Origin of the sequence: Pontibacter mangrovi, from assembly GCF_006385705.1 — a bacterium.
GTDB classification, from domain to species: Bacteria; Bacteroidota; Bacteroidia; order Cytophagales; family Hymenobacteraceae; genus Pontibacter; species Pontibacter mangrovi.
In genome coordinates, this window is record NZ_VFRQ01000002.1 from 420491 (window position 1) to 440090 (window position 19600).

The 19600-nt window shown below is 53.8% G+C and carries 11 protein-coding genes, 1 tRNA gene and 1 riboswitch; of the genes, 3 read left to right on the top strand and 9 right to left on the bottom strand.

Translation table 11 applies throughout. The annotated features are described in order from the left end of the window. Positions 1 to 484: 484 nt before the first annotated feature. The 6 genes from FJM65_RS05395 to FJM65_RS05420 all read right to left on the bottom strand — a co-directional run bounded on the left by FJM65_RS05395 (position 485) and on the right by FJM65_RS05420 (position 10148). Positions 485 to 1444 carry a PorP/SprF family type IX secretion system membrane protein gene (locus FJM65_RS05395; protein ID WP_140620202.1) on the bottom strand — a complete coding sequence of 320 codons (960 nt, stop codon included), beginning with the start codon at positions 1442 to 1444 and terminating at the stop codon, positions 485 to 487. A 3-nt stretch (positions 1445 to 1447) separates the two neighbouring features. Then, the gene (locus FJM65_RS05400) at positions 1448 to 5128 is read right to left on the bottom strand and encodes an Ig-like domain-containing protein (protein ID WP_140620204.1); all 3681 of its coding nucleotides are present in this window, start codon (positions 5126 to 5128) and stop codon (positions 1448 to 1450) included. A 363-nt stretch (positions 5129 to 5491) separates the two neighbouring features. Further along, the gene (locus FJM65_RS05405; protein WP_219855953.1) at positions 5492 to 6394 is read right to left on the bottom strand and encodes a DUF2167 domain-containing protein; all 903 of its coding nucleotides are present in this window, start codon (positions 6392 to 6394) and stop codon (positions 5492 to 5494) included. 384 nt (positions 6395 to 6778) lie between these two features. After that, positions 6779 to 7606 carry a hypothetical protein gene (locus FJM65_RS05410; protein WP_140620206.1) on the bottom strand — a complete coding sequence of 276 codons (828 nt, stop codon included), beginning with the start codon at positions 7604 to 7606 and terminating at the stop codon, positions 6779 to 6781. Between the two features lie 558 nt (positions 7607 to 8164). After that, positions 8165 to 8237: transfer RNA gene (locus tag FJM65_RS05415), tRNA-Met, on the bottom strand. A gap of 84 nt (positions 8238 to 8321) precedes the next feature. Next, positions 8322 to 10148, bottom strand: a complete 1827-nt coding sequence (locus tag FJM65_RS05420) for a BamA/TamA family outer membrane protein (protein WP_239022838.1) — start codon at positions 10146 to 10148, stop codon at positions 8322 to 8324. A 170-nt stretch (positions 10149 to 10318) separates the two neighbouring features. On the opposite strand from FJM65_RS05420, the gene hemW reads away from it, so the two are divergent. The 3 genes from hemW to FJM65_RS05435 all read left to right on the top strand — a co-directional run bounded on the left by hemW (position 10319) and on the right by FJM65_RS05435 (position 12857). Then, positions 10319 to 11488 (top strand): radical SAM family heme chaperone HemW, encoded by a 1170-nt coding sequence (hemW, locus tag FJM65_RS05425; RefSeq protein WP_140620208.1) that lies wholly within the window; start codon positions 10319 to 10321, stop codon positions 11486 to 11488. 86 nt (positions 11489 to 11574) lie between these two features. Beyond that, positions 11575 to 11982, top strand: a complete 408-nt coding sequence (locus FJM65_RS05430) for a hypothetical protein (protein ID WP_239022839.1) — start codon at positions 11575 to 11577, stop codon at positions 11980 to 11982. 74 nt (positions 11983 to 12056) lie between these two features. Then, positions 12057 to 12857 carry a cyclase family protein gene (locus FJM65_RS05435; protein ID WP_317131334.1) on the top strand — a complete coding sequence of 267 codons (801 nt, stop codon included), beginning with the start codon at positions 12057 to 12059 and terminating at the stop codon, positions 12855 to 12857. A gap of 4 nt (positions 12858 to 12861) precedes the next feature. Here the strand turns inward: FJM65_RS05435 and lhgO are convergent, their stop codons facing one another. The 3 genes from lhgO to metH form a co-directional block, all read right to left on the bottom strand. Then, positions 12862 to 14088 carry an L-2-hydroxyglutarate oxidase gene (gene lhgO / locus FJM65_RS05440; RefSeq protein WP_140620561.1) on the bottom strand — a complete coding sequence of 409 codons (1227 nt, stop codon included), beginning with the start codon at positions 14086 to 14088 and terminating at the stop codon, positions 12862 to 12864. A 178-nt stretch (positions 14089 to 14266) separates the two neighbouring features. After that, the gene (gene metF / locus FJM65_RS05445; protein ID WP_140620213.1) at positions 14267 to 15223 is read right to left on the bottom strand and encodes a methylenetetrahydrofolate reductase [NAD(P)H]; all 957 of its coding nucleotides are present in this window, start codon (positions 15221 to 15223) and stop codon (positions 14267 to 14269) included. Between the two features lie 297 nt (positions 15224 to 15520). Further along, a complete protein-coding gene (gene metH, locus FJM65_RS05450; protein ID WP_239022840.1) occupies positions 15521 to 19246 on the bottom strand; it encodes a methionine synthase in 3726 nt (1241 codons plus the stop codon). Positions 19247 to 19297: 51 nt separating this feature from the next. Further along, positions 19298 to 19402, bottom strand: a riboswitch (SAM riboswitch). Between the last annotated feature and the right edge of the window lie 198 nt (positions 19403 to 19600).

Consider the following 19600-nt stretch of genomic DNA (forward strand, 5'->3'; position numbering starts at 1 on the left):
ATGTGAAACATTGAGCCGAGCCATGCAAACGCATTGTACTAAACCAGCCACTTCCAGCAGGCTTAACCCATTGAGTCAATTTTCCAGGTGCAATATTAGACGATAAAAGTTACATAGAAAAATTATTAAAAACAGCACCCTACATTTCTTCTCTATATTACACCTAAAATTTCACAATTTTTAGTGCAATCCAAGTTTTGCCATTAAATTTAAATATTTTCACCCTCAATTAACATAGACACATAGAAATAATTCTATATTAGAGACTGAACTTCAATATTATCAGCCCTGAACATACTATTGCAGCCGTTTAAATATTTTGCACTTATACTATACAGCCCACCAAGCCCAAACAAGGTAACATCACATACAGGCGATATTATTTTTTTTTGAGCCGGGCGTATTGGAAAAAAACAAAACGCCTTGCCTTCTGCAAAAGCAAAGGGCAAGGCGTTTTCTTGGAAAGATCCTGATTAGGCCGGGGCTACCACACCCACTGCGGGCAAACAATGCGCCTATCGTTAAGCAGCTTGAAGCCGAGCACGATCTCGTGTGTGCCGGCACTCACCTGGTTCAGCTCAGAGGTTGTAAAGTCGTAAGAATAGGAGAGGTCCAATAGCGGGCTGATGTAAACGCCCACCATGGCCGAGAGGGCATCTTCGTGGCGGTAGGCCCCGCCCACCCAGAAGCGCTCCGCATACATTACCCGCAGGCTGGCATCAATAGAGGCGGGGCTGGGACCAGCCAGCTTTACCATAACCGAAGGAATCACGTCTATACTTTCGGTTGGCTCCAGGCGATAGCTACCCGTGATAAAGTAGTGCCGCTGCAGCGACAAGCCAGCCTCGCCACGCGTATTGGCCGACAGACTACCGGCATCCTCCAGGAGCTGCGCCCCTGCCACCCCAACCGAAAAGTTGCGCGAGTATAGCCACAACCCCAGGTTCAGGTCCAGCACGGTGTTGTTGATGTTGCCGCCACCCACCAGCGGGTCGTTGTCGTTAGAAAAATCCAGCTCGCTGGCGTTTACAGAGTTCCGGATAAGCCCCGTGGCCACGCCCGCCGACACGTTTAGCCAGTTGGTAAGGGGCAGGTGGTACGCATAGGACACGCTAAGGCCGGTGCGGCGCAAAGGCCCTGTTTTATCGGTATGGATGGTAGCGCCCACGCCGTGGTGCGCCAGCGCCTTGTGATACTTGTTGCTGGCCGCACCTTTGTTCAGCGGCGTGTGGGCCGAGAGGTAGTAGGTGCTAGGCGCCCCGTCGAGGCCTACCCACTGCCGCCTGTGGCTTAACCGTATGTCGGCATAGTCTTCGATGCCTGCGATAGCCGGGTTTAGCAGGAAGTTGTTGAGCATGTATTGGCTGTACTGCGGCCGTTGCTGCCCCACTGCCTGCATGGCTACCGTTAAAAGCGAAAGTATAAGTATAAGCGGCTTGGTCATGTTCTATCGGATAATGGTCACGTTGCCAGAAATCGGCTCCTCGTTAGTGCTGCGCAGGTAGATCAGGTAATAGTAGGTGGCAACCGGCAGCTCTTTGCCGTTATAGGTGCCGTCCCATGGCACGCCGTACCCTTTCGAGCTGAAAATCTTGTTTCCCCACCTGTTAAACACCTCCACCCGCATGTCTGGGTAGTCCTCGTAGTTCTTTATCTCCCATACTTCGTTCACGTTATCGCCGTTCGGAGAGAAGGCATTGGGCACCTCTATCGCCGGAATCACCTCCACTGTTACGCTGGCGGTATCCACGCAGCCCTCTGCCGTCGTGATGGTTAAAGTATAGGTTATCGTCTCGTCGGGCCTGGCAATTGGGCTCTGCAAAGTGGGGTCGTTTAGCCCCGTCGCTGGCTCCCACAGGTACGTAGCGCCGCCGGAGCCGCGTAACTCCACCGGCTGCCCCTGTATAATGGTCACGTCCTCGCCGGCATTGGCCTCCGGCACTACCACTGTGACAGTGGCCGGGGCTCGGGCAGCACTGACGCACTCCTGGTCGTTTGCCGTCTCCACATAGTAGGTTACCGTTTCCGTTACGTTATCGATCACAAACTCTGGCCCCACAAAAACAGGGGAGCCGCCCGTAGAGGCTGTATACCACCTGTACTCCATACCTCCCGGAGTTGCCACCGCCAGCGTGGCCGAGCCATTTAAGCAGGCTGTAACATTGTTTGCGGCTATGGTTGGCGGCTCCGGCACTGGCAGCACGGCAACGGCTGCCACGTTAGAAGTATCAGAACAACCACCTGAAAACACAATGCGGCGGAACCAGGTATCGCGGTTAAGGGCAGCAGGCGTGTAGCTCTGTCCGGTGTTGGTGCCCGCGGCCTGCACAAAGCCTGCGTCCGGCCCGATCGTGCTGCTCTCCCACAGGTAGGCATAGCCACCTGCACCGGCAGTTGGCGTGCTGCCCGTTATCTCTTCCGGTTGCTGCCCCATACATGCCTCGCTTTGCCTGGCCGTGATGCTGTTGTTCCGTACCGCAGGACTTACGCTTATCTCCAGCACGGCAGAAGTATCGGCGCCACAGGCGGCTGAGCGCACAATACGGCGGAACCAGGTGGTGCGGCCTAAGTTACCAGGCGAATAGCTCTGCCCAGCGTTTGTGCCCGTCGCCGCGCCGAAGCCCGCGTCAGGACCTGTGGTGCTGCTTTGCCAGAGATAAGTATAACTGCCGCTGCCTCCGGTTGGCTCAGAGCCGGTAAGTATAGCAGGCGCTGTGCCGATGCAGGCATTTGCATCTTCGGTGCTGATGGTGTTGTTGGCAAGCGCCGGGTAAAGCGTAAGCTTCACAGGCTCGGAGTAGGAGGTACAGCCGCCGGAAGTAACCGCTCTCCTGAACCAGTTTTCGCCAGAGCTTAGCTGCCCCGGCGCCAGGGTATAGTTTACATCGTTATTGGTGCCGGGGGCGCTGGCAAAGCCTGTGGTTGCTCCCTGTGTGCTCACCTCCCACAAAAAAGTATAGGGCCTGCCGCCACCGCCTGAGGGCTCCGAGCCGATCAGGGTTGGCGGCGTGTCGCCTTCGCAGATCTCGGTTGCCTCGGCTGTAACGGTGTTGGCACTGGCAGGCACAGGGTCCACCGCCACGACCGCTACCACATTGCTGGTGTTCTCGGCGCAGCTGCCAGAGTACACGATGCGCCTGAACCAAGTATTGCCGGACACAGGCTGCGTCGGTGTATAGTTTTGCGTATTGTTTGTGCCCGGTGCCGCCGCGAAGCCGGCCGTTGGGCTGGTCGTGCTGATTTCCCAACGGTATCGGGGAGCGGCGTCAGGGTCTCCGCCGGTTGGTGTGCTGCCCGTGAGCACTGGCGGCGTATCGCCTTTGCAAAGCGTTAGCACCTGCTCCGCCTCCACCTCGATGGTGTTGTTATCAATAGCAGGGACCACACTTATCGGAATGGGCGTGAGCGGGCTGATACAAACCACACTGTTGGCGGTATCGATGGCGGCTACATAGTAGGTCACGTCGCCGGTTAGCGTTGGAGTGGTGAAGGACGCGCCGGTTTGCAAAGGCGTGGCATTTGGGTCATTTGTGTCGAACCAGGCGTAGATCGGGCCGGGCCCTGACGGTGTGAGGCGCACAGTGTCGCCGACGCAGGCTGCGCCGGGCGCCTGCACGATAGGCGCAGCAGGCTGCTGCAGCACCACCACCTCCTGCACCGGCGCCGGCTGCCCCTGGTAAATAGCGTTGGAGCTACCGCACTCGTTCACGGCCTCCACGGCCACGGTATACTTGCCAGGCGTGGTAAAATTATACTTAAACTGAAAGGTATCGGAATTGAAGGTACGGGTAACGCTGGTCGGGCCGGTGATGGAGATCGTCACGGTGATGTTCTCGCCCAGGTTCTTATCCACAAACAAGCCACTGCCCATGCCGCCGGGGCCACTGCTGCTGTAGTCGATCTCAGTGGGGCCGCAAGTTGTAATGCTCGGTGGCACCTGCACCTGCGGCCAGCCCACCACAATGCCCTGCGAGGTGGTGTCGGAGGCACAGCCATTGGTCACGATCTGCTCTATCGTATACACCCCAGACTCCGTAAACCGTATACTTGGCTCCGCGGAGGTAGAGTCTCCCGTTTCGAAGGACCAGCCTTGGGCCGGCTGCACCGACCATTTATAGCTCAGGCCGCCACCGGTGGCACTATCGGCCAGCGTCACGATGACAGGCACGCAGGGTGGCACCTGGTCTTCTTCCACCCGCTCTTTCTTCTCCACGCTAAAGTTGGCTTTGGGCTCTTTGTTCACATTAAAATCCTGCTCAAACGTCACCTCGCAGCCGTTGCCTGCTATGGCCCGAATGGTAATAGGGTAGGTTTTAACCGAGTCGTAGGCCGTGGGGTTGGAGATCGGGAAATCACCGGGGCTATACTGCTGCTCAGCTTCGCCGTTGCCCCAATCCACGAAATAGGTGCGGATGTCGGAAAGATAGGGCTCCACCGTCTCGTTGGTGATCTCTGCAAAAACCTCTATCTCATCGTCTTCCACTGTGTCGGGCAGGCACACCTGAAACTCCGCCTTTTCCGAGAAAGCTACCTCGGGCAGCTTGTTTATGACCACGTCCTGCGTTACGGTATCGGAGTTACAGCCCAGCGCACTGGTGGCAAAGGCTTTTACCTCAAACGTTTCATCGCCCACACCCAAAGAAGTGTAGGTATGGGTAACTTCTGCCCCACGGGCGGTGGCGCCATCCCCGAAAAGCCAGGTATAGGTTACATCCGGCTGCGGGGCGTTTACCGAAAAAGTGAGCTGGTCGCCGGAGCAAACGGGGTTATTGGGCAGCGGTGTGGGGGTGATGATAAAGCCCGGCGTAGTAGGGCTGGGGTTTACTGCAATCACCCGCTCGCTGGAGGTATTGGTGGCACAGGCAGCTCCCGATACGCGCACCTGGTAGGTACCCGCCTCGCTCACCTGAAGCGTTTCACCGGTCTGGCCAGCCAAGTCTTGCCCATCCTTAATCCACTGGTACTCGTATCCGGCAGGTGCGCGCAGCGTGGTGGTTTCGCCCTGGCAAAGCACGGTGCGCCCCTCCACGGTTACCGTTGTGGGGCACTGCGCCCACGCCACATTGGCCAGCAACAGAAACAGGACACAAAAACCAAGTAGCAAATGCCTTTGTAACAGAAGGTGCATTAAGGTAGGAGTTAAGGGTGGTCTATAGGCTTAGCAAGGTTGAATTACGAAAATCATATATATAAAGATACACAAGCGGTTAGCCCGGCATCCGCCCCAACTACAAAAGAGTAATACCCAAGGGGCAAAAAGGAGTACAGAATAGAAGCTAATTGCAGCCGTGCCGCCCTTTACCTCTATTGCCAAAGCCTGCAAAAGGTTACATGGCTTCTTTTATTTCTACAATGCTTTAGATTATAACGGACTGTGTATCTGAAAATTGCATACTTTTATAGCTGTGCCATACTTACACAAAGGCGACATAAAAAGAGCGCCTGACTCATTTCTGAATCAGGCGCTCCGGCGTATCCGCAAAATAAATGGTTAGCTCACTGCTTCCTCCTGCGCGTCTTCCACTACGGCTACTTCTTCTTTCTTGCCTCTCAGGCGCTTCCACAAGGCACCGCCCAAGCTGGCTGCGCCCACGGCCAACACTTTCCAGAACTTGAGCAGCAGCGCAAAGAAGCCTACTTTGGTTAGCACCTTTCCAGCCACCAGACCGCCAATGGTCCAACTGGCCACCTCATCCACGTCCGGGTCAAAGTCGAAGTAACTGTGCCCCTGCTCAAAAGCTACGCTACTGGTAATTACAGGGATGCTCTGCTTCACCTCCGGCAGGCTTTCCATGTTGGCAATGGCGTTCAGCATCAGCACGCCTTTACGCCCCAGTATGCGCACGTTATAGTTCAGGGTATTAGTTTCTGCCTCCCCGAACTTAGCCTCTTTGGCCCAGTGCAGGATCTTGTGGTCTGCGTCATAGTATGGCTTAGATGCCCAGCCAACCAGCTGAATCTCTTCGTAGCCGTTCGCTACGCGTTCTTGGTTTGCCTCCTGCATATCTGCCTGCATCGTCGCCAGCAGCTCGTTATAGTCAATGTCTTCAGCGTCTTTGTCCTCCACATAGCCGATCTCATCAAACTCAATGTCGAACACCCAGGCATCGTCGTCCAGCACGCCTTTGTCTTTGGGCACAAGCATGCCCATGGTCGTGCCCGAGGCAGGGTTCCCCCAAAGCTGCGTCAGCACATACTCCGACTGCTCCGGGTCCAGGTACTTAAAGCCTTTGGGCACCGTAACTTTTGCCAGTCCATCGCCCAGCGAAATCTCGCCATACTGGTACTTCAGGGAGTTTTCGATTTCCTGTATCTCCAGCTGCAGGGAGTCTGTTTGGGCAAAAGAAGAGAATGCGCACATAAAGAGCGCGAACAAAGTGTAAAGTTGTTTCATAAAAAGATTGTAAAAGGGTGGTTGATAATTGCCGAGCCTACGCCTAAAGTACAAGCATTGCTGCACGAACAGCAACAGAAGCGTTCAGAAGCAAAGGATTCTGCAGATTTAATTGAAAACTAACGTACAATATACTATAATTCCGATATATCAGAAAACATCCGAGCAGAACAATTGCCGGGAAGTATGTTTTTTTGCCGGAGCTGGTTTTACAGGGTTTAAGAGAAGCAGTACCTGGGCAATCCCCCTCAAGTAGCCTGCACCCAACTTTATTATTCTGCCCCAGGGAGCATTTTTATCAGTGTTTTACTAAAACGACCAGGCCAAAACAAAAAAGGGGCTACCCTTTCGAGATAGCCTCTTCCAGAAAAGCTGTTCGCTCCGTTATCTCTGCACGACGCTGATTACGTTGTAGTCGCCTGTCTGGGTAACAACGCTGTTGTTACCGTTGCCATACTGCGCTATTTCCGCCCAGTTGCCTGAGCCCAATTGGCTGATCTCAGTGGAGTTTAAAGAACCTTCCTGGTACTGAACAGCCCACTGGTTATCGCCAAGCTGCTGTGATAAAGCAATGTTATTATCACCGTACTGGCCTTGCCAAGCTACCTGGTTTGCGCCATTAAGCTGGTCTACAAGCGCATAGTTACCATCCCCCCACTGGTACTGCTCACTGGAACCACTCTCCGTTCCGGCATTTTGATAGGCCTCAGCCATATTCCCATCCCCATACTGTTCAATGTAAGCCCAATCCATAGCGCCAGCCTGTTCAACTATAGCAGTGTTAGCACTTCCGTACTGATACAGTTCTGTGGCGCTTTCCACAGAAGTAGCCGTCTGGCTTGCTTCTGCAACGTTACCGTTGCCAACGAATTGCTCGACGTAAGCATAGCCACCGGACCCGGCCTGCATAAAGCTTGCGCTGTTGGACTCTGTCCCCTGGAACAGCATTGTAAAGTTGTTGGTACCCGACTGCATTACCATCACATCATTCAAGGCGCCTCCCTGGTCCAACTCAGCGGCGTTGCCACTTCCAGCCTGCACCACTTGGGCAACTTGCCCTCTATCACGCTGCTCAATGGTGGCCATGTTACTACCAACCTGGTCAACTTGTGCGACATGGGTTATTCCCGTTTGGTTAACGGTTGCTTCGCTCTGTGCCATTACAAAAAAGGGCATTAGCAGAGCGAAAAGAGACAGGTTTAAGTTTTTCATAGCTCAGAAAAATAGTTACAAACTAAAACATACAATTACAACTATATAACCTTATAAGAGACTATATAACAAACACATACACTAAAAATTAACTCCGAATCTGCTTTCTATTTATACCATTCTGACTCAAAGAATGTTATAACTTTTTCTTGCATTATTAATTAAATACAACACAGCAGCTTTATAAAAAATGCAAACCAGAACTTTCTCTTTTCAGGAGGCAGTAACATTCAGCAAAAAAGAACACTCAGCATCAGAGGCCAATGAATGACACCTAAATAATGTTTTGCAGCACAGCGGGCACTGCATTCGGCAGCAGTTCTTTAGGGAAAGAGGGAATGCTTTCGTACTGTAAATAAGCTTCGATACCAGTATTACCCGAAGCTATACAGCCCAGGCACAAATTTTAGGATTACCAAAAGGAGAAGGCAAGGCAGGGGTGGGGAGCCGTTGTTTCACTTGCTGCCTCCCTTGTAGCAGGGGCGCTACTAGGTAAGAAGAAATGTATATAAGCGAAAAGGTCCTTTGCAGATGACTGCAAAGGACCTTAATCTGAGGTAGCGGGGACAAGACTCGAACTTGCGACCTTTGGGTTATGAGCCCAACGAGCTACCAACTGCTCCACCCCGCACTGTTATGATGATGCAAAAGTATACTTAAGAAGTTTACCATGCAAGTGTATATACCCAAAAAGGCTAAAAAAGTTAAGCTTTTCCTAAAATTTACTCTTTATCCCAAAATGTATCTTGGAATACTTAAACGACAGCGGCTGCTCATCTGATTTGCCTAGCGAATAAATCAACTGAAAGATACCTGCGCCGGTACTGAAGCTGATACCGGCCCCCACTCCAAAAGGGAAATCATACTTGGCAAGCCGGTCGAGGTCGCGGCGATAGTAGCCTTGGTCGTAGAAGAGCAGGGCATAGGAGTCGGCGGCGGTGAAGAGGCGGTACTCCAGGGTACTTACGGCGTAGCTGGAGGCGTAGAAGAAGTAGTCGTCGAAGCCGCGTAGCGAGGAGAGGCCGCCGAGCCGGTACATGTCGTTGAGGAAGATGCGATTGCTGAACAGGGCCTCGCCGCGCAGCCTTGCAAGCAGGGCGCTGCTTTTGCCCAGCCGCAGGAAGTTCTCCACCCGCACACCAAGGCCTAGCTGCGAAGTGCTCATGTCCAGGGTGTCGTAAAAGCTTTTTTCGAGGCCCGTGCTGCGCAACAGCTTCTTGGCTCCGGCAGAAAACTGAAGCTCCACCAGCCGCCCGCGGCGCGGAAAGTAAAAGTCATCCAGGTTGTTCCAGAGGTAGTTTAAGCCATAGGTAGTGGTGCGGGCATCGGCCAGGTCCAGCTCCTGCAGGCGGCGTGGGCTTACCTCCGACAGGGTGCGCGCGTTGCGCCACTCGGTAAACACGCTGAACTTGCCATACTTTAACGTATAATACCCCAGCTGCAGCCGCGGCTGCACGGTAATAAAGGTGGAGTCCTGCTTCAGGAGGTTAAACTTTGCGCCCAGCTCAAAAGGGCTGCCGAACAGGTTAGGGTGCAGGTACTCGCCGTTGAGCACCACCGAGCCCGCGCTTACCCGTCGCCACTGCAGCCCTAGCTGTTTGCCCGAACCCCGGATGTTGCGGATGTTCAGGTTAGCCTCGCCGGTTATCAGCAGCTTGTTTTGCCGGTTAGGGTCCGGCAGAAAGCCCGCCACCCCGTCTATCTGGTTTGCCTGCCTATCCTCCAGGTAAACGTATACTTTGGCCTTATCCCGTATAAAGCGCACCTGCGGCGGCTGCGTGGCTTTAATGTAAGGCAGCTGCGTAAGCATGCGCTGCAAAGCGTTTATCTGGTCCTGGTTGTAGAGCTGGCCGGGCTGCAGCTGCAGGTAGCGCATCAGGAACTTTGGCTGCGTTTTGGTCTTGCCCACAACTTCCAGCGTATCATAGGTCACGGCAAAGGCTTTGTCCAGCATCAGGGTGGCAGCCACTTTGCTATCATCTATACTTACTGAGTCGAGCCAGACGGTGGCGAAGGGATAGCCGTTCCGCTCGGCATAGTTCAGGATGCGCTGCTGCAGCCGCACAAACTCCGCCGGCTTAAAGGGCACGTCCCGGTAAAACTTCTCGCGGAAGCCCGACTCCACCAGCAGCGCCTCACCCAGGTTGCCGTTTCGCAGCGCTGCCCACACAAAAGGCTGCCCCACATGAAGTTTCACGTGGAGCGTGTCATGCCCAAAGTATACGCTATCGGCAGAAGCCAGCAGAAAAGCGTCCTGCTGCAGCCGGTACACCAGTTCGCGCACCTCCGCCACTGCCTCGGCAGAGTCGGGCAGGGCTTGCCGGAAGTTATACTGCCGCAGCACCTGCGCCCCGCCGGCATCCAATGCCTTTACCGACAGCTGCACTTTGTTGGTAGGCGGTTTTTCTGGTTTCGTCGCTTGTTTTGCCGCCGACTGCTTGGCCTGTTGCTGCTTTACAGTATCCTGCGGCTGCACCACTTGCGCACGCACCTGTGCCAGGCACAGCATCAGGCAACACAAGAAGGCAGCTATTTTGTACATTTGTAGTATGAATTGTTGAATTGTTAAATGGCTTAATTGTTAAAAGTTTAAACCAATGGCCCCGCATACTATGTTTAGCAAAGGTAACTGGGTGTTGCTGAATTACAACGGGGCACAAGCAAGCATACACATCAGCAATTTAACCTTCCAACAATTTAACAATTAATATCTTGTCCGGCATCTACCTCCATATCCCTTTCTGCAAACAGGCCTGCCACTACTGCGATTTCCACTTCAGCACCTCGATGGGGCATAAAGCGGCCACCGTAGCGGCCATTGCCCGCGAGCTGGAGCTGCGCCAAGGCTACCTGCAGGGGCAAACCGTGCAAACGATCTACTTTGGTGGCGGCACGCCCTCGCTGCTGAGCCAAGCAGAGCTGGAACTGTTGCTTCAAACCATCAAAAGGCTGTTTATAGTTTCGGAGGATGCAGAAATAACGCTGGAGGCCAACCCCGATGACCTGAAGCCGGAGAAGCTGCGGGAGCTGAAGGCGGCAGGCATCAACCGGCTGAGTATAGGCCTGCAGTCGTTCCATGAGCCGCACCTGCAGCTGATGAACCGCGCCCACAACGCCACCGAAAGCTTGCAGAGCGTAAAGGATGCCCAGGCCGCCGGCTTCGACAACATCACCGTGGACCTGATCTACGGCATTCCAGCCCCGGACCATACGATCTGGCTACAGGACCTGCAAACGCTTTTCTCGCTGAATGTGCAGCACGTTTCGTGTTATGCCTTAACCATAGAGCCCGACACGGCCTTGGGCCGCTGGAGCAAAAAAGGTAAGTTTAAGCCCTCTGAGGATGACTTTACGGCGCAGCAGTTCGAGATCTTGCTGGAGCAGATGCAGCAACACGGCTATGTGCAGTACGAGATTTCCAACTTCTGCCAGCCCGGCCACGAATCCAGGCACAACAGCAACTACTGGCGAGGCGTGCATTACCTGGGCGTGGGGCCGAGCGCGCACTCATTTAACGGCAGCAGCCGGCAGTACAGCGTGGCCAACAACCGCAAGTATACCGCTGCCATCGAAGAAAGTATAATTCCTGCCGAAATAGAAGAGCTTACCCTGGCCGACCAGGCCAACGACTATCTGCTAACCACGCTGCGCACCATCTGGGGCTGCGATATGGGTTTGCTGCGCAATAAGTATAAGTATGATGTGCCGGCAACCCACGCCGCTTACCTGCAGGAGCTGCAGCAAAAGGAACTGGCCACTGTGCAAAACGAGGTTTTATACTTAACAGACAAAGGCAAACTGCTCGCCGACCAGATTACGCTGGACCTGCTGGCAGAGGAGCTGCCGGCGGATGCCCTTTATAATAAAAGTAACACTATATGATGTAATGATCATTTAAATACGTATGTTTACAGCGGTACAGTATAATTTTACTCATTTATACTTTATAGTAGATGCCTGCTTCAACCGTGAAATTTAATACAGTTTTAGAGAACGACTTCGTTAAGGTTGAGGTAGACCCCGATAAGGCATTGGTCAGGAACGAATGGCTGCGGACTGTATCCCACGAGGAAGTAGTAAATACTGCCGCCAAACTCAACGACATCATCAAGTCATCGAGAGCTGAGGTATTGCTGCTGAATGCGCAGAAATGCTGCAAGCTTAATCCAGAAACCAAGGAGTGGCTTGTCTCCAGCTACTATAAATCCCTTTCTGATACAGCCGTAAAGCGGGTGGCACGGGTGCTGCCGGACAATGTATTCAATAAACTTTCCTTTGAGGCCGTGCTGACCAGGGCAGAGGCGCTGGGCTCCGTGAACTTTGAGGTAAAGAACTTTTCCAGCGACAGAGACGCCCTGCTGTGGCTCCTGTCCTGACCCCTCTCTCAGCCTTTTCATACTTTCTCAATGATGGCTTTACGGCAATAGCCCTGTTCTTATTGCCGTAAAAAGTGCTTATACTTGTTAAAAACCCGCAGCACATGGAAGCCACCATCACCTACCAAGACCAAACCTATACGTTTAACCCGCTCCAGCCGCTGGATATCTCGATGCCGCTGCACGACAGGCAGCCGCAGCCGGAGTGCTTTTGGGCCGAGCCGGTTCAGTTTGACGTGATCAGGGTAGGGGATTTTGTGGGCTCTGTGGCCGAGGGAGGCAGCACCAACTACAAGCGCGTGCACGTAACGCCGCACGGCAACGGCACCCACACCGAGTGCTACGGCCACATCTCCGCCGATAAGAACGCTACCATCCACAACTGCCTGAAACGCTTCCTGTTTGTAGCCCAGCTGATAACCGTGCAGCCGCAGCGGCGGGAGAACGGGGATAAAGTGGTGATGCTGGAGGACGTGCAAGCGCAGCTGCAAAGTATAACACCCGAAGCCGTTATACTTCGTACGCTGCCTAACTCTGATGAAAAGCTTACCCGCCACTACTCCGGCACCAACCCGCCATACTTAGAGCATACAATTGGGCAGTATTTAGCCGAGCAAGGCATACAGCACTTGCTGCTGGACCTGCCTTCTGTGGACAAAGAGTCTGACGAGGGAAAGCTGCTGTGCCACCACGCGTTCTGGCAATATCCACACAACACCCGCTGCGGCGCCACCATCACCGAGCTCATCTATGCCCCTGCCCATATTCCGGACGGTTTATACTTGCTGAACCTGCAGATAGCTAGCCTACAGCTAGACGCCAGCCCCAGCAAACCCATACTTTATACGTTAGCGCCTGCAGCCCCGAGCCGGTAAGGTTTTAGCCGATAACGGCATCCTTGCTACCCACCAGTTGGTTGCAGATGTACTGCCCAATAGCCAGCGAAGACGTTGCCGCCGGCGAAGGCGCGTTGCGCACATGGATGATGTTGCGGCGGTTCAGGATGTCGAAGTCGTCGATCAAGTTGCCGTTTCTGTCGCAGGCCTGTGCCCGTACGCCCGCCCCGCCCGGCACCAGGTCTTGCTCCTGCACCTCGGGCATCAGCTTTTGCAGCGCCTTGGTAAAGGCCGCCTTCGACAGCGAGCGGTACATCTCCCCTAAACCTGTGCGCCCATACTTGGCGGCAATCTTCCAGAAGCCAGGCCAGCTAAAGGTATCTTGCGTGTCTTTGAGGTTGAAGTCGCTGAAGCGGTAGCCTTCGCGCTTAAAGGCCAGCACCGCATTGGGCCCCGCCTCTATGCCGCCCTGGATCATGCGCGTAAAATGCACCCCCAGGAACGGGAAGCTCGGGTCCGGCACCGGATAAATAAGGTTCCGCACCAGGTACTCCTTCTCCTCCCGCAGCTTGTAGTACTCTCCCCGGAACGGAATAATCCGCAGGTCATTCTCCTTTTCCGTCAGGTTGGCCACCCGGTCAGAGAACAGGCCGCCGCAGCTCACCAGGTTATCGGCAGTATAAGTATGCTTCGTAGTCTCCACATGCACGCTGTTCTTCTCCGGGGTGATCTTTACCACCTGCTCACCAAACACAGCCTCGCCGCCATACTTCTGCTGAAACAGGCGCAACAGGGCCATAGCCACGCCGGGATAATCGATGATACCGGTCTGGGGCACATGTATGGCTTCTACACCGGCCACATGCGGCTCATACTCCCGAATCTCCTCCAGGCTTTTGAGTCTTTTCAGGTCTTGCAGCCCGTTCTGTACGCCGCGCTCGTAGATGTCGTTCAGCTTCGGAATCTCGGCGGCGGAGGTCGCCACAATGACCTTTCCGCAGATGTCGTAGGCAATGTTATGCTCCTCTGCAAACTCAATAATGGAGTGGTAACCCGCGATGCAGTTTTTGGCTTTAAGGCTGCCCGGCTTGTAGTAAATCCCGCTGTGGATAACGCCGCTATTATGGCCCGACTGGTGCTGCGCCACCGTTTTTTCCTTTTCGATGAGCAGTATGCGGCTGTCCGGATTGTTCTTTTTGAGGTGGTATACTGTGGAGAGGCCCACTAAGCCGGCCCCCACTACAATTGTATCGTATTTTTGCCCTGACATTTTCTTTTTGTTCAAATGAAGAAGTTTTAGGCACACTACCAGCGCCTAAGTTGTACAGGAAAGCATACGATTATTTAGATATTTAGGACTATGGATTTTGCAGAAACTTTACAAAAAAAGGCTGGAGCCATAGCCCCAGCCTCGGTTAGGTAAAGTATAGTTTGTAAAAGGTGAGTTTCTAAAATAAGGCCTCGGCCACTTTGCGCACAGACTCTGATTTGCCCATAGAGTAGTAGTGCAGGCAAGGCACGCCAAACTCCATCAGCTCCCTGGACTGCTGTATGGCCCACTCCACACCTACCTGTGCGGCAGCTTTGTTATCCGGGCAGGCTTCAATCGCATCGGCCAGCTCACACGGAATCTCGATGTGGAACAGGCTTGGCAGCAGGGTGAGCTGCGTTTTGGTTGTCATCGGTTTCAGGCCCGGAATAATAGGCACGTTGATACCTTCTTCGCGGCAGCGGTGCACAAAATCGAAGTACTTCTGGTTGTCGAAGAACATCTGCGTCACGATGTACTCCGCTCCCAACTCTACTTTTTTCTTCAGCCAGCGCAGGTCCGATTTTAAGTTAGGTGCTTCGAAGTGCTTTTCCGGATAGCCAGCCACGCCAATGCAGAAGTCTGTAGGGTTATGAAAGGTCTGCTCGTCATCCAGGTAACAGCCATTGTTCATATCCACTACCTGCCCGATCAGTTCTGTGGCATAATTATGCCCGCCCGGCTCTGCCACAAAGCGCTGCTCGCTCTTCACGCAGTCGCCCCGCAGCACCAGCACATTGTCTATTCCCAGAAAGTGCAGGTCGATCAGAGCGTTCTCAGTCTCCTCTTTGTTAAAGCCGCCGCAGATCAGGTGAGGCACCGTATCAACCTTATAATGGTTTTGGATGGCCGCACAAATGCCCACTGTGCCCGGACGCTTGCGGGTGGTGCGCTTCTCCAACAGGCCGTTTTCCCGCTGCTTGTACACATACTCCTCGCGATGGTAGGTTACGTCAATAAACGGCGGGTTGAACTCCATCAGCGGGTCGATGTGGCTGAACAGGGTTTTCATGTTCTCGCCCTTCAGCGGGGGCAGTATCTCAAAAGTGAACAGCGTTTTGCCGTTAGCGTTTTGGAAGTGGTCTGTTACTTTCAATTTATATGGTAAATTGTTAGATGGCTAAATTGTTAAATGGTTGTTTGCTCTGCCGGATCCAACCACCCCTAACCCCTCAGAGCTACGCTCGCTACCTTCGAACTCGCGTTATCGGTAGTCTAAGGCGGGGAATTACGCCGCTACAGCTTACAAGATGTCCCCGTAGCTTCTGCTTAGCCTGCCTTCTACCAAGATCCTTGGCAGGATGACAAAAAGAAGAAGCAAAAGCTACTGAGATGACAGCAGGAGCAGTAATAGCAGGTTCCCCTCCTTGGCTAAGGAGGGGTGGTTTGATAACTACACCGCCTGCTGCGCTACCGGCTTTGGCTCATAGTTCAGGTTCGGCGACAGCCAGCGTTCCAGCTCCTCTTTACCCATACCTTTGCGCTGTGCGATGTCGGCTACCTGGTCTTCGCCGATCTTGCCCAGGCCAAAGTAGCGTGAGTCCGGATGCGAGAAGTATAAACCGCTTACTGATGCTGCCGGGTGCATGGCCAGGTTCTCCGTAAGTATCACACCCGATTCTTCTGCGTTCAACAGGTTAAAGAGCGTGATCTTCTCAGTATGGTCCGGGCAGCCGGGATAGCCTGGCGCCGGACGTATGCCTTTATACTGCTCTTTGATCAACCCCTCGTTATCAAGCTGCTCCTCCGGTGCGTAGCCCCACAACTCCTTGCGCACTTTCGCGTGCATCAGTTCGGCAAAGGCTTCAGCTAACCTATCGGCCAGCGCTTTCACCATGATGGATTTATAGTCGTCGTGCTCGGCTGCATACTTCTCCAGCAACTTCTCGATGCCAAAACCAGCCGAAACCACAAAGCCGCCGATGTAGTCCTGGACGCCGGTTTCTTTTGGCGCCAAAAAGTCAGAGAAAGCCAGGTTCGGCACGTTCGCGCCTTTTTTGCCCTGCTGCCGTAAGGTATGGAATTCCGTCAGCACGTTTTCACGTGCATCATCGGCGTATACTTCTATGGTATCATCGGCCTGCACATTGGCAGGGTAGAAGCCTACCACCGCACGCGCCTCCAGCAACTGCTTGTCCACGATCTCCTGCAGCATGGCCTGCGCGTCAGCAAATAGCTTGGTGGCCTCCGTGCCCAACTCCGGGTCGTTCAGGATTTTCGGGTACTGCCGCTTGAGTTCCCAGGCATGGAAGAACGGCGTCCAGTCGATGTATGGCACGATCTCCTGCAGCGGATAGTTGGTATATACTTTGTTGCCCAGGGAGCTTGGCTTGGTTACTTCGGTGGCTGCCCAATCTACTTTATACTTGTTGGCGCGCGCCTCTTCTATACTTGCAAAGGAACGCTCTTTGGTGCGGCCCAAATGGTCTTCGCGCAGCTTTTCATACTCTGCCTTAATCTCGGCAATATAGCTGTAGCGGTTGCTGCCCAATAGACTACTCACCACCGTTACACTCCTGGAGGCATCGTGCACGTGCACTACCGGACCACTATATTGCGGCGCGATCTTCACAGCTGTGTGCACGCGTGAGGTAGTAGCGCCACCGATCAGCAACGGAATCTTCATACCTCTGCGCTCCATTTCCTGCGCCACGTACACCATCTCGTCCAGCGACGGCGTGATCAAACCGCTCAGGCCAATGATGTCCACCTTTTGCGCTTCGGCCTCGGCCAGGATCTTGTCCAGCGGCACCATCACGCCCAGGTCGATCACCTCGTAGTTGTTGCAGGCCAGCACTACGCCCACAATGTTTTTGCCGATGTCGTGCACGTCGCCTTTCACGGTAGCCATCAATATCTTGCCTTGTGTAGAGGCCGATGAGCCTGCTTTTTCGGCTTCCATGAACGGCAACAGGTAAGCTACCGACTTCTTCATCACGCGGGCACTTTTTACCACCTGCGGCAGGAACATTTTACCGGCACCAAACAAATCACCCACCACCGACATACCGGCCATCAGCGGTCCCTCGATCACGTCCAGCGTTTTATCGGCCTTCTGGCGCGCTTCTTCGGTATCCTCTTCTATAAACTCAACAATGCCTTTCACCAGCGAGTGTTTCAGGCGTTCTTCTACCGGGGCCTCACGCCAGGCGTTATCGGCAGCGGTAGCGGTTTTACCTTTGCCTTTGATGGTTTCGGCATAGGTCACCAGCTTCTCGGTCGCGTCCGGGTGGCGGTTGAAGATCACGTCCTCGATCAGGTCGCGCAGTTCCTGCGGCACTTCCTCGTAAATGCCCAGCATACCGGCGTTCACAATGCCCATGTCCATACCGGCTTTCACGGCGTGGTAAAGGAAGACGGTGTGCATAGCCTCGCGCACCACATCGTTACCTCGGAACGAGAAGGAAAGGTTGCTCACCCCGCCGCTTACCTGTGCGTGCGGTAGGTTGGCCTTAATCCACTTTACGGCCTCAATGTATTCTACCGCATAGTTGTTATGCTCTTCGATGCCGGTGGCAATAGCCAGGATGTTCGGGTCGAAAATAATATCCTGCGGCGGGAAGCCGACTTCTTCTGCTAGGATGCGGTAAGAACGCTCACAGATCTCTTTTCTGCGCTCTAATGTATCGGCTTGACCGGTTTCATCAAACGCCATCACTACAACGGCAGCACCGTACTGGCGTACTTTGCGGGCCAGTTTCTTAAAAGCTTCTTCGCCTTCTTTAAGCGAGATGGAGTTAACGATAGACTTTCCTTGCACGCATTTCAGACCGGCCTCGATCACGCTCCACTTCGAGGAGTCGATCATGAGCGGCAGTTTGGCAATGTCCGGCTCGGAGGCGATCAGGTTGAGGAAAGTTGTCATGGCCTGCTCTGAGTCCAGCATGCCTTCGTCCATGTTCACGTCGATGATTTGGGCACCGCCCTCTACCTGCTGCTGCGCCACCGAAAGCGCCTCCTCATACTTGTTATCCACTATAAGTCGGGCAAATTTTTTGGAGCCGGTTACGTTGGTGCGTTCGCCCACATTCACGAAAAGGGTATCGGAGGTGATGGTGAGGGGCTCAAGGCCGCTGTAGCGTGGGAGGGGAGCGACTGGAGTGGGGATGTGCGGTTTATACTTCTGCACTAAGTCTGCTATGACTTTGGTGTGCACGGGCGTGGTGCCACAACAACCACCTAGTATATTCACCAGTCCCTCCTTCAGGTATTCCTCCACAATGGCACCCATCTGCTCGGCTGTTTCGTCGTAGCCGCCAAAAGCGTTGGGTAAGCCGGCATTGGGGTAGGCGCTGATGTAACTGCCGGAGATACGAGCCAGCTCCTGAATGTGTGTTTTTAGCTGACGCGCACCCAGGGCACAGTTAAAGCCTACGCTAAGTATGGGCGCATGCGAGATGGAATTCCAGAAAGCCTCTACTGTCTGACCAGACAAAGTACGGCCGCTGGCGTCGGTAATGGTACCCGATACCATGATCGGCAGTTCTTTGCCGCCGTTGTTCACAAATTCCTGAATAGCGAAAAGGGCAGCCTTACAGTTCAGGGTATCGAACACTGTTTCTACCAGCAACAGATCGGCACCGCCGTCCACCAGCCCGCGCACCTGCTCATAGTATGCCTCCACCAGCTGGTCAAAGGTAATGGCGCGGTAGCCGGGGTTGTTCACATCCGGAGACAGGGAGGCCGTGCGGTTGGTCGGGCCGATGGCGCCGGCCACAAAGCGTTTATGTGATGGTTTCTTTGCCTCCACTTCATCCGCAGCCTCCCGCGCTATCCTGGCCGACTCATAGTTCAGTTCGTACACCAGGTGCTCCAACTTATAATCGGTCATAGCGATGCTGGTCCCGCTGAAGGTGTTGGTCTCGACGATGTCGGCGCCGGCTTCTAAATACTCTTTATGGATGGCTTTGATGATATCGGGGCGCGTGATAGACAGAAGGTCGTTGTTGCCTTTCAGGTCGGAGGGGTGGTCTTTGAAGCGTTCGCCGCGGAAATCGGCTTCCGTAAGCTGGTAACGCTGGATCATGGTGCCCATCGCGCCGTCCAGCACGAGCACGCGCTCTTGCAGCAATGTATAGATCGGATGTGTTTTGGTCATGGCTGGTGTCTTTCTTCTCATAAGTCATCTACGCAGCTTATCAAGAAGGACACCTGAGGTAAGGCAGGAGCAATCTTATCTTCCCTGGCAATGCACCAGGAGGGAGTTAGCACCAAGCTTTATACATGGTTGCTAAGACGTCTTCGGGCCCTATCCCTCAGTCTTTCTTGATAAGAGTTTGCAAAGTAAAGATTTATACGCGGAAAAAAGAAATTAGTAGGCTCTAAATCGTTACTGTGGGCTCAAAAACAGAAAAGGACACAAATGTGTCCTTTTCCTTCAGGGTCTTTTTCGTTTAATCACGAATCCGATCCTTGCTTGTATATACGCAAGCCAATGCGGGATGTTGTAGCCTTTGTTAATGCGGGCAAAAAA